Below are 13,272 nucleotides of genomic sequence, written 5' to 3'. Positions count from 1 at the left end.
CGAGAGTTGAGCACCATCGACTGGGACGGCCTGCGGGCCGCCGCCACCGAGGCCATGGGCCATGCCTACGTCCCGTACTCCAAGTTCCCGGTGGGCGTCGCCGCCCTGGTGGACGACGGGCGGGTCGTGACCGGGTGCAATGTGGAGAATGCCTCCTACGGCCTGACCCTGTGCGCCGAGTGCGCGCTGGTCTCCGGCCTGCACCTGTCCGGGGGCGGCCGCCTGGTCGCCTTCACCTGTGTGGACGGCCTGGGCAACACGCTGATGCCCTGCGGCCGGTGCCGTCAGCTCCTGTGGGAGCACGGCGGCGCCGACCTGGTGCTGGACACCGTCAGCGGATTCAAGACCATGCGCGAGGTCCTGCCGGACGCCTTCGGGCCCGAAGACCTCGACGAGCGGAAGGTGCAGGCGTGACCGAGAGCTTCGACGCCGTCGATGTCATCGTGGCGAAGCGGGACGGCCACCGGCTGTCCGACGCCCAGATCGACTGGGTGATCGACGCCTACACCCGGGGGGTGGTGGCCGAGGAGCAGATGTCCGCACTCAACATGGCCATCCTGCTCAACGGGATGGACCGGGCCGAGATCGCCCGCTGGACCGCGGCGATGATCGCCTCCGGCGAGCGGATGGACTTCTCCGGGCTGCGCCGCCCCACCGCGGACAAGCACTCCACCGGTGGCGTCGGGGACAAGATCACCCTGCCGCTGGCCCCGCTGGTGGCGGTGTTCGACGTCGCGGTGCCGCAGCTGTCCGGCCGCGGTCTCGGCCACACCGGCGGCACCCTGGACAAGCTGGAGTCCATCCCGGGCTGGCGCGCGGCGCTGACCAACGAGGAGATGATGGCCCAGCTGGACGACGTGGGTGCCGTGATCTGCCAGGCCGGGTCCGGGCTGGCCCCCGCCGACCGCAAGCTGTACGCGCTGCGGGATGTCACCGGCACGGTGGAGGCGATCCCGCTGATCGCCTCGTCGATCATGAGCAAGAAGATCGCCGAGGGCACCGGCGCGCTGGTGCTGGACGTCAAGGTCGGGTCGGGCGCGTTCATGAAGAACGCCGACCGGGCCCGGGAACTGGCGCGCACCATGGTCGACCTGGGCACCGACGCGGGCGTCACCACCGTCGCGCTGCTGACCGACATGGAGACCCCGCTCGGCCTGACCGCCGGCAACGCGCTGGAGGTGCGGGAGTCGCTGGAGGTGCTGGCCGGTGGCGGCCCGGCGGACGTGGTCGAGCTGACCGTCGCGCTGGCCCGGGAGATGCTGGCCGCGGCCGGCAAGCCGGATGCCGACCCGGCGGCCGCACTGGCGGACGGCCGGGCGATGGACGCCTGGCGCCGGATGATCGAGGCCCAGGGCGGCGACGCCGACGCACCGCTGCCGGTGGCCGCGCACACCGAGCAGGTGCTGGCCCCCGCGGACGGCGTGCTCAGCCGGCTGGACGCCTACGCGGTCGGCATCGCGGCCTGGCGGCTCGGTGCCGGCCGGGCGCGCAAGGAGGACCCGGTGCAGGCCGGGGCGGGCGTCGAGCTGCACGCCAAGCCGGGCGACACGGTGAAGGCCGGTCAGCCGCTGATGACGCTGCACACCGACACCCCGGAGCGCTTCGCCCGGGCCACCGAGGCGCTGGCGGACGCGGTGGACATCGCGGACTCCTACCAGGCCGGGCCGCTGGTGATCGACCGGATTGTCGCGGGCTGACCGTCCAGCCCTGACCGGGCAGCCGGAACGACCGAGGCCGGACTCCTGCGGGGGTCCGGCCTCGGTCGTCCCCAGGTGGACGATCCGCCCTGGCGCCCCCGGTGGGACCGGGTCACGATGGGGGGACCAGCATCGAGCGAGGGAGGACCCCATGAGCACGATCCCCGGTCACGAGTCCTGGCGCGACGCCGGCCTGGAAGGGCCCGAGGCCACCGATCTGCCCGAGATCGAGCCCGACGACGAGGAGCTGGACCAGGGGGCGTACGTCCCGGCGGATCCCCGGCCGGACCTGGACGGCACGGCGAATCACGCGGATGTGGCGGAGCAGCTGGCCGAGGTGCCCGAGGACGAGAGTGAGGCCTACCCCGGCTGACCGGATGACCCGTGGCGGGCGGCCGGTGGACGGAGCAGACGCCGGGAGGCGGGGGAGGGCGGTAGCGATGCGGACCGGCGGCCGGTGGGCCAGTACCGTGGCGCCATGACCCCGGAGCAGATCGCCGCACTGCCCAAGGTCGTCCTGCACGATCACCTGGACGGTGGGCTGCGGCCCTCGACGGTGGCCGAGCTGGCGGCCCGCACCGGACACCGGCTGCCGGTGGACGATCCGGCGGAGCTGGGCGACTGGTTCTACGCCCAGGCGAACAGCGGGAGCCTGGTCGCCTACCTGGCGACCTTCGAGCACACCCTGGCGGTGATGCAGGACGCCGAGGGCCTGGCCCGGGTCGCCCGGGAGGCGGTGCTCGACCTGGCCGCGGACGGCGTGGTGTACGCCGAGGAGCGGTTCGCCCCGGAACAGCACCAGCGTGGCGGGCTGTCGCTGCAGCAGGTGGTCGACGCGGTGCGGGCCGGGGTGACCGAGGGTGAGGCCGAGGCGCGGGCGGCGGGCCGGGAGATCCGGATGAACCTACTGCTGTGCGCGATGCGGCACACCGACCGCGCCGAGGAGATCGCCGAGCTGGCGCTGGCGCACCGGGACCGTGGGGTGGCCGGCTTCGACATCGCCGGGCCGGAGGCCGGGTTCCCCGCCCAGGGCATGGGCGCCACCTTCGCCCGGCTGCGCGCCGCCCGGTTCCCGGTGACCGTGCACGCCGGTGAGGCGGCCGGGGCGGAGTCGGTGGACGAGGCGGTGGAGGTCGGCGCGCTGCGGATCGGCCACGGGGTACGCCTGGTGGAGGACCTGCACGACGACGGCGCGGGCGGCACCCGGCTCGGGCGGCTGGCGCACTGGGTCCGGGACCGCCGGATCGCGCTGGAGGTGTGCCCGACCTCGAACCTGCAGACCGGCGCTGCGCGCTCGATCGCCACCCACCCGGTGACCCGGCTGCACCGGCTCGGCTTCGCGGTCACGATCAACACCGACAACCGCCTGCAGTCCCGCACCAGCCTGACCGCCGAGCTGCATCACCTGGTGCAGGACGCCGGGTGGGACATCGACGACCTGTACGCGGTCACCGTGACCGCCGCACGACACGCGTTCGCGCACCACGACGAACGTGAGGACCTGATCCGCCGGGTGATCGAGCCCGGCTTCACCACTCCAGGAAGGCTGCACCCATGACCGCCGCACTCGACGCCGCCGGGCTCGCCAAGTTCGTCGACCACACGCTCCTCAAGCCGGAGGCCACCCGGGCCGACGTCGAGGCGCTGATCGCGGAGGGCGCCGAGCTCGGCGTCTACTCGGTCTGCATCTCGCCGTCCTTCCTCCCGGTGGACGCCCGGGGCCTGAAGGTCGCCACCGTGTGCGGCTTCCCCTCCGGCAAGCACCACTCGGACATCAAGGCCGCCGAGGCCGCCCGGTCGGTGGCCGACGGCGCGGACGAGGTCGACATGGTGATCGACGTCGGCGCCGCCAAGGCCGGCGACTTCGCCGCGGTGCAGGCCGACATCGCCGCGGTGCGCACCGCGATCCCGGAGCCCACCGTGCTCAAGGTGATCATCGAGTCCGCCGCTCTCACCGACCACGAGATCGTCGAGGTCTGCCGGGCCGCCGAGGCCGCGGGCGCCGACTTCGTGAAGACCTCCACCGGTTTCCACCCCAGCGGCGGCGCCAGCGTGCACGCGGTCGAGGTGATGGCGGCCACCGTCGGCGGCCGGCTCGGGGTCAAGGCCTCCGGTGGCATCCGCACCGCGGGGGACGCCCTGGCGATGATCGAGGCCGGTGCGACCCGGCTGGGGCTGTCCGGCACCGCGGCCGTGCTGGCCGGGTTCGAGGCGGACGGCGGGTACTGACGCCGGGCAGACACGAACGCCCTCGCCGACCGCGGTCGGCGAGGGCGTTCGTGTCTGCGCTGGCGGGCGTCAGATCCCCAGCGCCTCCGCCACATCCGCCCGCACCCGGTCCAGCCGCTCGCGGGCGGCGGTCCGGGCCTGGCCGACCGTCTCGAACGGCGCCTCGGCCTCCACCGGCAGCACCACCTCGAGGTAGCACTTCACCTTGGGCTCGGTGCCGGAGGGGCGGACGATCACCCGGGTGCCGTCCTGGGCGAGCAGCAGGATGCCGTCGGTGGGCGGCAGGCCGGCGTATCCCTCGGACAGGTCGGTCACCGACAGCACCGGCGACCCGGCCAGCAGCACCGGCGGGTGCTCACGCAGCCGGCGCATGGTCTCCGGGATCTGGGACAGGTCCGTGAACCGGGCCGAGAGCTGGTCGGTCAGGTGCAGGCCGTGGCGGCGGGCCAGGTCGTCCAGCACGTCCACCGCGCCACGGCCCTCGGCCTTGAGCCGGGCGGCCAGTCCGGCGAGCAGCAGGGCGGCGGAGATGCCGTCCTTGTCCCGCACACCGGCCGGGTTCACGCAGTAGCCGAGCGCCTCCTCGTAGCCGTAGACCAGCCCGTCGACCCGGGAGATCCACTTGAAGCCGGTCAGGGTCTGCGCGTGCTCCAGGCCGGCGGCGCGGGCGATCCGGGACAGCAGCCGGGAGGAGACGATCGAGTTCGCCAGCACCCCGCCCGGGACCCCGGCGGAGCGCTCGGCGGCCACGGTGCCCAGCAGGGCGCCCACCTCGTCGCCGTGCAGCATCCGCCAGCCGTCGGCGCCGGCGGTGTCCGGGCCGGTGTGGGTGCGGCGGCGGGGGTCGACGATCGCGGCCCCGCACCGGTCGGCGTCCGGGTCGAGGGCGATCACCAGATCGGCCTCCACCTCCTGCGCCAGGGCGATCGCCAGGTCGATGGCGCCGGGCTCCTCGGGGTTCGGGAAGGCCACGGTCGGGAAGTCCGGGTCCGGGGCGGCCTGCAGCGGGACCAGGTGCAGGTCGGTGAACCCGGCCGCGGTCAGCACCTGGCGGGCGGTCTCGCCACCGACACCGTGCATCGGGGTCAGCACGATCCGCAGGCTCGCGGCCAGCTCGGCGGTGACCGCCGGGTCGGCCAGCGCGCCCACCGTCGCGCGGTAGTCGTCGTGGATGCCCTGGTCCAGCAGGGTCCAGCCGTCGGCGGCGCGCGGCACCGAGGTCACCGACGGCACCCGGGCGATCTCGGCGGCGATCGCGGCGTCCATCGGCGGGACGATCTGCGCGCCCTGGCCGGAGCCGGTGACCACCCGGCCGCCCAGGTAGACCTTGTAGCCGTTGTCCTGCGGCGGGTTGTGGCTGGCGGTGACCATCACGCCGGCGTCCGCGTCCAGGTGCCGCACCGCGAAGGCCAGCACCGGGGTGGGCAGCTGCGGCGGGAGCATCAGGACCTCGATGCCGACCGCGGTCAGCACCGCGGCGGTGTCCCGGGCGAAGTCGGCCGAGCCGTGCCGCGCGTCGTGCCCGACCACCACCCGCGGCGGGGCACCGGCACCCTCCAGCTCACCCAGCAGGTAGGCGCCCAGTCCGGAGGCAGCCCGGATCACCACGGCGCGGTTCATCCGGTTCGGTCCGCCGCCGATCGCGCCGCGCAGGCCCGCGGTGCCGAACTGCAGCAGGCCGGTGAACCGGTCCGCCAGCTCCTCCCGGGCCTGCTCCGCGTGCTGGGCGGCCGACTCCTGCTCCAGCGGGGAGCCCTGGTCGGTGGGCGCCTCGGCCCGGGCCAGCAGCGCGGTCAGCTCGGCGGCGGTGCGGGGGTCCGGGTCGTCGGCGATCCAGCTACGCACCTCGTCGGCGAGCTGCTGCCAGGTCTTCTGCGCGGTCATGTGCGGTCCCTTTCCGGCGCTCAGATGTCGCTGACGATGTCGGCCAGCAGCTTGCTGATCCGCGGCCCGGCGGCGCGGCCGGCCTCCAGCACCTCCTCGTGGGAGAGCGGCTCGGCGCTGATCCCGGCGGCCAGGTTGGTGACCAGGGAGATGCCCAGCACCTCCATCCCGGCGTGCCGGGCGGCGATCGCCTCGATGGTGGTGGACATGCCGACCAGGGAGCCGCCCATGATCCCGGCCATCTTCACCTCGGCCGGGGTCTCGTAGTGCGGGCCGCGGAACTGCACGTAGACGCCCTCGTCCAGGCTGGGGTCCACCCGGTGGGCGACGTCCCGCAGCCGCTGGCTGTACAGGTCGGTCAGGTCGACGAAGGTCGCGCCCTCCAGCGGGGAGACCGTGGTCAGGTTGATGTGGTCGTTGATCAGCACCGGGGTGCCCGGGCCCCAGGACGGGTCCAGGCCGCCGCAGCCGTTGGTCAGCACGATGGTCGAGCAGCCGGCGGCTGCGGCGGTGCGCACCCCGTGCACCACCCGGCGCACGCCCTTGCCCTCGTACAGGTGGGTGCGCGAGCCGAGCACCAGCGCGTGCTTGTCCGACCCGGTGATCCGGATCGAGCGGATGGTGCCGACGTGGCCGACCACGGCGGGCTTGGCGAAGCCCGGCACCTCGTGCGCGGGCAGCTCGGCGACGGTCTCGCCCAGCAGGTCGGCGGCGCCGCCCCACCCCGAACCCAGCACCAGGGCGATGTCGTGTCGCGCGACGCCGGTCAGCTCGGCCAGGGCGGCAGCGGCCTCCGCGGCGATCTGCATCGGGTCGGCGGTGGGGTCGTCCAGGCGGGCGTCGTCGGCCATCGGGGTGTCCTCCGGGGAGTGGGAATCGGCTGGAGTGGAGCAACAGACGAGACTACCGGCTCGGCGAGGTCGCGGAGCGGCAAGGACTAGGCATGATGTCCCGGTGACCCAGTCGCCACAGCCCCCAGCCCCCATCATCGACGACGACGCCCGCCCGCCGCAGAGGGTGGTGGTGATCGGCGGCGGCCCCGGCGGGTACGAGGCCGCCCTGGTCGCCCGCCGCCTGGGCGCCGACGTGACCGTGGTGGAGCGTTCCGGACTCGGTGGCGCCGCGGTGCTGACCGACGTGGTGCCCTCCAAGACCCTGATCGCCACCGCCGAGTGGATGACCATCGCCGAGCGCGCCCCGGAGCTGGGCATCCGGGTGGCGGTGCCCGCCGGGACCGAGGAGGGCCCGGTCGCGGCCGGGGAACGCCGGCACTCGATCGACATGGCCCAGGTGAACGCCCGGGTCCGGGAACTGGCCGCCGCCCAGTCGCAGGACATCCTCGGCCGGTTGGAGCGTGAGGGCGTGCAGGTGATCGCCGGGCACGGCCGGCTGGACGGCCCGGACCGGGTGAGCGTGGACGGCCGCAGCCTGGACGCCGATGCCGTGCTGCTGGCCACCGGCGCCACCCCGCGCACGCTGCCCGACGCCCAGCCCGACGGCGAGCGGATCCTGACCTGGACCCAGTTGTACCGGCTGGACGCGCTGCCGGAGCGGCTGATCGTGGTCGGCTCCGGGGTGACCGGCGCGGAGTTCGCCGGCGCCTACGTCTCGCTCGGATCCCAGGTGGTGCTGGTGTCCAGCCGGGACCGGGTGCTGCCCGGGGAGGACGCGGACGCGGCGGAAATGCTGGAGGAGGTGTTCCGCTCCCGCGGGATGGAGGTGGTGCCGCGCTCGCGGGCGACCGCCGCCGAGCGCACCGCCGACGGGGTGCGGGTCACGCTGTCGGACGGCCGGGTGATCACGGGCTCGCACGTGCTGCTGGCGGTCGGCTCGGTGCCGAACACCGCCGACCTCGGCCTGGAGACCGCCGGCGTGCGCACCACCCGCAGCGGTCACATCGAGGTGGACAAGGTCTCCCGGACGGCGGCCCGCGGGGTCTATGCCGCCGGGGACGTCACCGGGGTGCTGCCGCTGGCGTCGGTGGCGGCGATGCAGGGCCGGATCGCGATGTCGCACGCGCTCGGCGACGCGGTCAGCCCGCTGTCGCTGCGGTCGGTGGCGGCGAACATCTTCACCGCCCCGGAGATCGCCACGGTGGGCGGCAGCGAGGCGTCGCTGACCGAGCGGGGCGCGCACTTCGTCACCAACACCCTGCCGCTGGCCCGCAACCCCCGGGCCAAGATGCTCGGCGTGCGGGACGGCTTCGTGAAGCTGTTCGCGCACCCGGTCTCCGGTACGGTGCTCGGCGGGGTGGTGGTGGCGCCCCGGGCCAGCGAGCTGATCTTCCCGATCACGCTGGCGGTGTCGCACGGGCTGACCGTCGACGACGTGGCCTCGGCGTTCACGGTGTATCCGTCGCTGTCCGGATCGATCGCGGAGGTGGCGCGGGTGCTGCACTCCCCGGAGAGCTGACCGGGGGGTGGGCCGGGGACTGGGACGCGCCGGTCCCGGACCGGGCGCAGGCCAGCACGACCCCCAGGGCGAGCATGGTGGCGACTAGGGCCGACCCGCCCGCCGACACCAGCGGCAGCGGCACCCCGATCACCGGGGCCAGGCCGACCACGGTGCCGACGTTGACCAGTGCCTGGGCCAGCACCCAGCCCAGCACCCCGCCGGTCACGATCCGCGCGAACGGGTCCGGGTGCCGGGCACAGATCCGGATCATGGCCAGCGCCATCGCACCGATCAGGGCGAGCACCAGGAGCGTGCCCGGCAGACCGAGCTCCTCGCCGATGATCGCGAAGATGAAGTCGTTGTGCGCCTCGGGCAGGTAGGACCACTTCTGCCGGGACTGCCCGAGGCCGAGCCCGAGCCAGCCGCCGGAGGCCAGTGCCCGCATCCCCTGGGTGGTCTGGTAGCAGCTGCCCAGCGGGTCGCAGTCGCCGCCGAGCCAGTCGCTGATCCGCTGGATCCGGCGCGGGGCGGCGGCGGCCATCGCCAGGAAGACCGCCGCCGCCCCGGCACCGGCGACCGCAAACAGGCGCAGCGGGGCCCCGGCGACGAACAGTGCGGCCGCGACCAGGGCCGCCATCACCAGTGAGGTCCCGACGTCGTGCCCGGCCGCCGTCGCCGCGATCGCCACCACCGCACCGGGCAGGGCGGGAAAGGCGGCGGTGCGCCAGTCGTGGATGCCGTCCTGCCGGGTCGCCAGGATCCGGGCCAGCCAGAGCACCAGGCCCAGCTTCAGCACCTCGGCCGGCTGTCCCACCACCGGGCCGAGGGCCACCCAGCTGCGCCGCTCACCCTGGGTCAGGCCGAGCGGGGTGAAGACCAGCAGCTGCAGCACCAGGGCGACCAGCAGGGCCGGTGCCGCGATCCGCCGGTAGACCCGCAGCGGCACCCGGGATGCCACCAGCATGGCAACCAGGCCGACCGCCGCGAAGGCCGACTGCTCCACCGCGAGCGCGTAGGGCGAGCGGCCGTGGGCCAGCGAGTCGACGGTGGAGGCGGACAGCACCATCACCTGCCCGACCACCAGCAGCGTGATCGAGGATCCGAGCAGGAGCCGGTGGTCGGCGCCGAGGTCGCGGCGCGTGCGGCGCAGGATCACGGCAGAGTGCCCGGGTGCGGTCCGGTACTGGTCATGCGTCCTCCTGCGGGTCCGCTCTGATCGCGGACCAGCCCATCACGGTCTGCCGGGCGAAAGATGCGGACCCTGCCAAGACCGTGTGACGCCGGTGTGCACATGATGGGTGCGCGTCAGCCCGGATCGTCCTCCAGACGGAGCAGCGCCTCGGCGGTGCGGGAGTCCAGGACCAGTGCCGACACCAGGCCGGCGCGGATCGCCGCGCGCAGCGCCTCGGCCTTGGCCGGGTCGGCTGCGACCACGAACCGGGTCGGGATCTCCCGGATCTCGGCCGGCGGCATTCCGGTGGACCGGTCATTGATCCCGATCCCTGTGGTGCTGCCGTCGGCGCGGAAGAACATCGCGCCGAGGGACCCGACCACCCCCTGGTGCAGCAGCCCGGTGATCTCTTGCGAGGTGAGGTAGCCCGAGCGGAGCAGATGGCCGTGGTACTCGCTGGTGAGGGTGCCGACCGAGGAGATCAGGACATCCGACCGGGCGCGCAGCCGCAGGATTCGTTGGGCGCTGCGCTCCTGCCACATCGCGGCCCGGGTGTGTGGTGAGTCGAAGAACGCCGGGGTGGGGAAGTGGTGCACGGCGGCGCCGAAGGCCCGGCCGAAGCGCTCCAGGATCTGCCCGGCGTAGCCGGCGCCGGTGGAGAACACGTTGACCGAGCCGTAGAGCTGGACGATCCGGGTGCCGTGAGTGGGTCGGCCGGTCAGATGCAGCGAGATCGCCTCGACGGTCGAGCCCCACGCGACCGACACCACCATGTCGGAGCCGATGTGGTGGGTCAGCTGTTCGGCCGCCCGGACGGCCACCGTGTCCAGCAGGGCTCCGGGTGCCGCATCCTCGCTGACCGGGACGACCGTGGCGGCGAGCCCGTACCGGGCGGCGAGCAGCGGGCCGAGCTGGGCGGTGCGGTCGACCCGCCGGTGCACGGTGAACTCGATGACACCGTGCTGCCGGGCCTTGGCCAGCATCCGGGAGATGGTCGACCGGGACAGGTGCAGGCGCTCGCCGATCTCCTCCACCTTGACCCCGTGCACCCAGTACAGCTCGGCCACGTCGGCCAGGCGCAGGCGTTCGGCATCCTTGAGCGGGCGGAGATCCATGGTGCGGCATGCTCCCGACTCGGGGCGGGTGGAGGGGCACAGCACGATGACCTGACGGAGACCGCCGGGTTCGATGACACATTATCCCGATCTCAGCCCTCACATGCCCTGCAGTGAGTGGAAGTCGGGAGGATGTCGCATGTTCGGTCGCCGACTCCCGGCGGCCCCGCTTCCTGGATCGAGGTGGTTCCGATGTCGGCTCCTGAGGCCCTGCGTCTGGTGATCGGGGCGGACGATGCCGCCCTCGAGTACAAGGACGCCACTCGGGAGCACCTGGCGGGCGACCCCCGGGTGGCCTCGGTGACCGATGTCAGCGCGGTGCCGGGGGCCTACCCGGACGTGGCTGCGGCCGCCGCGCGGCGGGTGGCCGCCGGGGAGGCGGACCGAGCACTGCTGTTCTGCGGCACGGGACTGGGCGTGGCCATCTCGGCGAACAAGGTTCCTGGCATCCGCGCGGTCACGGCGCACGATCTGTTCTCGGTCGAGAGGTCGGTGCTGTCGAACGACGCCCAGGTGCTCTGCATGGGCCAGCGGGTGATCGGCCTGCCCGCCGCCCTGCGCCTGGTGGACGTCTGGCTCGGTCTGCGGTTCGACCCGCACTCCGCCTCTGCCCCGAAGGTCGCGGCGATCACCGCGCTCGAGTCGGGCCCGGTGCGATGACCGGGCCGGTGGTCGCGGTCAGCACCAAGGCCTATCTCGGGTTCGACGAGACCCGGGACTGGGTGCGGGCGGTCGCCCGGTACGCCGATGAGGTGGCCGCGCTCGGGGTGGAGGTCGTGGTGCTGCCCACCTTCCCGGCGCTGGAGTCCACGGCGGACCTCCTGGCCGGGACCGGCATCGCCTGGGGCGCGCAGGACGTCGCGCCCTCGGCGGACGGGGCGCAGACCGGAGAGGTCACCGCCGCAGTCCTCGCCGAACTCGGCTGCCGCTACGTCGAGGTCGGCCACGCCGAGCGCCGGCGATTGTTCGGTGACAACCCGGAGACGGTCCGGGCCAAGATGACCGAGGTGGTGACGGCCGGGATGATCCCGCTGCTGTGCGTGGGGGAAGTCGACCGGACCGATCCCGGCACCGCCGCCGCGCTGTGCGCCGACCAGGCCCGGGACGCGCTGACGGGGCTGCCGGAGGCCGACGTCCTGCTCGGCTACGAACCGCAGTGGGCGATCGGTGCCCCCACACCCGCCCCGGCGGCGCACGTGCTCGCGGTGCTGGCCGGCCTGCGGGCCGCGCTGGCCTCCCACCCGGGCCGGCTCCGGATCGTCTACGGCGGCGCCGCCGGCCCCGGGCTCGCGACCGACCTCGGACCGGGTGTCGACGGGCTGTTCCTCGGTCGCTTCGCCCACGACCCCCGGCAGCTGCACGCCGTGATCCGGGAGATCGCGGCCCTCCACTTCTCACCCCCTGACCCGCACGCCTAGGAGACTGACGATGACGTCACTGTCGACCAGCTTGAGTCCCGGCCTCACGCAGCAGAAACCGACCCGCTACCGCTGGGTCGTCCTCTCGCTCGTCTTCCTCGCCTACGTGGTGTGCATGGCGGACCGATCGAACATCGGCGCCGTGCTCCCGTTCATCAAGGACGAGTTCACGATCTCCAACTTCCAGGTCGGTGCGATCTCGAGCTTCTTCTTCCTGGGTTATGCGCTGTCCCAGATCCCGGCCGGGTTGCTGATGGGCCGGGTCGGGACCCGCCGGGTGGTCACCGTGGCCATCATCGCGTTCTCCCTGGTGACCTTCGCGATGGGCTTCACCACCACCGCGATCGGACTGTTGCTGCTCCGGTTCGTTCTCGGTGTGGCGGAGGGCCCGTCGCCGGTCGGGATGACCTCCACTATCAACGCCTGGTTCCCCGCCCGGGAGAAGGGCACCGCCACCGGGGTCTACATCGCCTCGACCCAGTTCGCCCCGATCATCGTGCCGCCGCTGGCGGCCGCGATCGCGCTCGCGGCCGGCTGGCGCAGCGTGTTCATCTGGTTCGCCATTCCCGGCTTGGTGGTGGCGGTGATCTGGTGGCTGCTGGTCCGCTCGCACCCGGCGGACAGCCCACGGGTGAACCCGGCCGAGCTGGCGCACATCCAGCAGTCCACCGCGGAGCGTGCCCGTGAGCAGCGCTCGCTGGGCTGGGTGGACCGGGTGATCCGCTACCGCGACGTCCCGGTGCTGGACACCAACCGCAAGGTGCTGCGGTCCTGGAACGTCTGGGGTAACACGCTGGCCTACTTCTTCATGAACAACGTGCTGTACGGGATGTTGACCTGGATTCCGTCCTACTTGGTGGCCGAGCGCGGGTACAGCTTCATCTCGATGGGCTTCGTGGCCTCCGCCCCCGCGATCGGCGGGCTGGTCGGTGCACTGTGCGGCGGGGTGGTCTCCGACCGGGTGTTCCACGGCCGCCGTAAGCCCACGATGTTCCTGACCGCCGGCTGCACCGCGATCATGATGGTGGTCGTGCTGACCGTGCCGCAGAACACCGCGCTGGTGGTGGGCAGCCTGGTGCTGACCGGGTTCTTCCTCAACGTCGGTTGGCCGATGTTCACCGCCTACGCGATGGGCCTGGGCACCACGAAGACTTACCCGTTCACGATCTCGATCATCAACTCCGGCGGGAACCTGGGCGGGTTCTTCGCCCCGATGATCGTCGGTGGGCTGCTCGACGCGACCGGCAGCTACACCGTGGCGTTCAGCTACTTCGTCGTGGTGCTGGTTGCCGCGTTCCTGCTGCTGCTGTCCCTGATCGAACCGAAGCCGCGGCCAGTGGTCGCGCCAGCCACGGGGGAGTGAG

13 protein-coding genes are annotated in these 13,272 nt (G+C 73.2%); 9 read left to right on the top strand and 4 right to left on the bottom strand.

The features are described from left to right. The first annotated feature begins 6 nt into the window (after positions 1-6). The 5 genes from HGA03_RS00305 (at position 7) to deoC (ending at position 3,926) form a co-directional block, all read left to right on the top strand. Positions 7-414: a cytidine deaminase gene (locus HGA03_RS00305; RefSeq protein ID WP_168628236.1), complete on the top strand. Its 408-nt coding sequence runs from the start codon at positions 7-9 to the stop codon at positions 412-414. After that, entirely contained in the window at positions 411-1,697 is a 1,287-nt protein-coding gene (locus HGA03_RS00300) for a thymidine phosphorylase (RefSeq protein WP_168628235.1), read from the top strand. Before HGA03_RS00305 ends, HGA03_RS00300 begins: the two co-directional genes overlap by 4 nt. A 151-nt stretch (positions 1,698-1,848) precedes the next feature. After that, the gene (locus tag HGA03_RS00295) at positions 1,849-2,070 is read left to right on the top strand and encodes a hypothetical protein (RefSeq protein ID WP_168628234.1); all 222 of its coding nucleotides are present in this window, start codon (positions 1,849-1,851) and stop codon (positions 2,068-2,070) included. 105 nt (positions 2,071-2,175) lie between these two features. Next, positions 2,176-3,255 carry an adenosine deaminase gene (locus HGA03_RS00290; protein ID WP_168628233.1) on the top strand — a complete coding sequence of 360 codons (1,080 nt, stop codon included), beginning with the start codon at positions 2,176-2,178 and terminating at the stop codon, positions 3,253-3,255. Beyond that, entirely contained in the window at positions 3,252-3,926 is a 675-nt protein-coding gene (gene deoC, locus HGA03_RS00285; protein ID WP_168628232.1) for a deoxyribose-phosphate aldolase, read from the top strand. Before HGA03_RS00290 ends, deoC begins: the two co-directional genes overlap by 4 nt. 69 nt (positions 3,927-3,995) lie before the next feature. Here the strand turns inward: deoC and HGA03_RS00280 are convergent, their stop codons facing one another. Together HGA03_RS00280 and HGA03_RS00275 are read right to left on the bottom strand one after the other, a co-directional pair. Beyond that, positions 3,996-5,810, bottom strand: a complete 1,815-nt coding sequence (locus tag HGA03_RS00280; protein ID WP_168628231.1) for a phospho-sugar mutase — start codon at positions 5,808-5,810, stop codon at positions 3,996-3,998. Positions 5,811-5,830: 20 nt separating this feature from the next. Continuing rightward, on the bottom strand, positions 5,831-6,661 hold the full coding sequence (locus HGA03_RS00275) for a purine-nucleoside phosphorylase (RefSeq protein ID WP_168628230.1): 831 nt from the start codon (positions 6,659-6,661) through the stop codon (positions 5,831-5,833). A gap of 103 nt (positions 6,662-6,764) precedes the next feature. Between HGA03_RS00275 and HGA03_RS00270 the strand changes: the two genes are divergently transcribed. Beyond that, complete coding sequence (locus HGA03_RS00270; protein WP_239073634.1) at positions 6,765-8,222, top strand: NAD(P)H-quinone dehydrogenase; 1,458 nt, start codon at positions 6,765-6,767, stop codon at positions 8,220-8,222. Here HGA03_RS00270 and ftsW read toward each other — a convergent pair. Next, a complete protein-coding gene (ftsW, locus tag HGA03_RS00265; RefSeq protein ID WP_168628228.1) occupies positions 8,152-9,360 on the bottom strand; it encodes a putative lipid II flippase FtsW in 1,209 nt (402 codons plus the stop codon). The two genes, HGA03_RS00270 and ftsW, sit on opposite strands and share 71 nt — an antisense overlap. Positions 9,361-9,509: 149 nt before the next feature. Then, positions 9,510-10,490 (bottom strand): sugar-binding transcriptional regulator, encoded by a 981-nt coding sequence (locus HGA03_RS00260; protein ID WP_168628227.1) that lies wholly within the window; start codon positions 10,488-10,490, stop codon positions 9,510-9,512. A gap of 192 nt (positions 10,491-10,682) precedes the next feature. Between HGA03_RS00260 and HGA03_RS00255 the strand changes: the two genes are divergently transcribed. The 3 genes from HGA03_RS00255 to HGA03_RS00245 are packed head-to-tail and all read left to right on the top strand — an operon-like array spanning position 10,683 to position 13,271. Then, positions 10,683-11,150 (top strand): RpiB/LacA/LacB family sugar-phosphate isomerase, encoded by a 468-nt coding sequence (locus HGA03_RS00255; RefSeq protein ID WP_168628226.1) that lies wholly within the window; start codon positions 10,683-10,685, stop codon positions 11,148-11,150. After that, entirely contained in the window at positions 11,147-11,908 is a 762-nt protein-coding gene (locus HGA03_RS00250) for a triose-phosphate isomerase family protein (RefSeq protein ID WP_168628225.1), read from the top strand. Before HGA03_RS00255 ends, HGA03_RS00250 begins: the two co-directional genes overlap by 4 nt. A 10-nt stretch (positions 11,909-11,918) precedes the next feature. Further along, on the top strand, positions 11,919-13,271 hold the full coding sequence (locus HGA03_RS00245) for an MFS transporter (protein ID WP_168628224.1): 1,353 nt from the start codon (positions 11,919-11,921) through the stop codon (positions 13,269-13,271). Position 13,272: the final 1 nt, after the last annotated feature.

Origin of the sequence: Cellulomonas denverensis (assembly GCF_012396125.1) — a bacterium.
Classification (GTDB): domain Bacteria; phylum Actinomycetota; class Actinomycetes; order Actinomycetales; family Cellulomonadaceae; genus Cellulomonas; species Cellulomonas denverensis.
The sequence above is the reverse complement of the archived record's forward strand: the minus strand, read 5'-3'. Positions and strand labels throughout refer to the sequence as shown.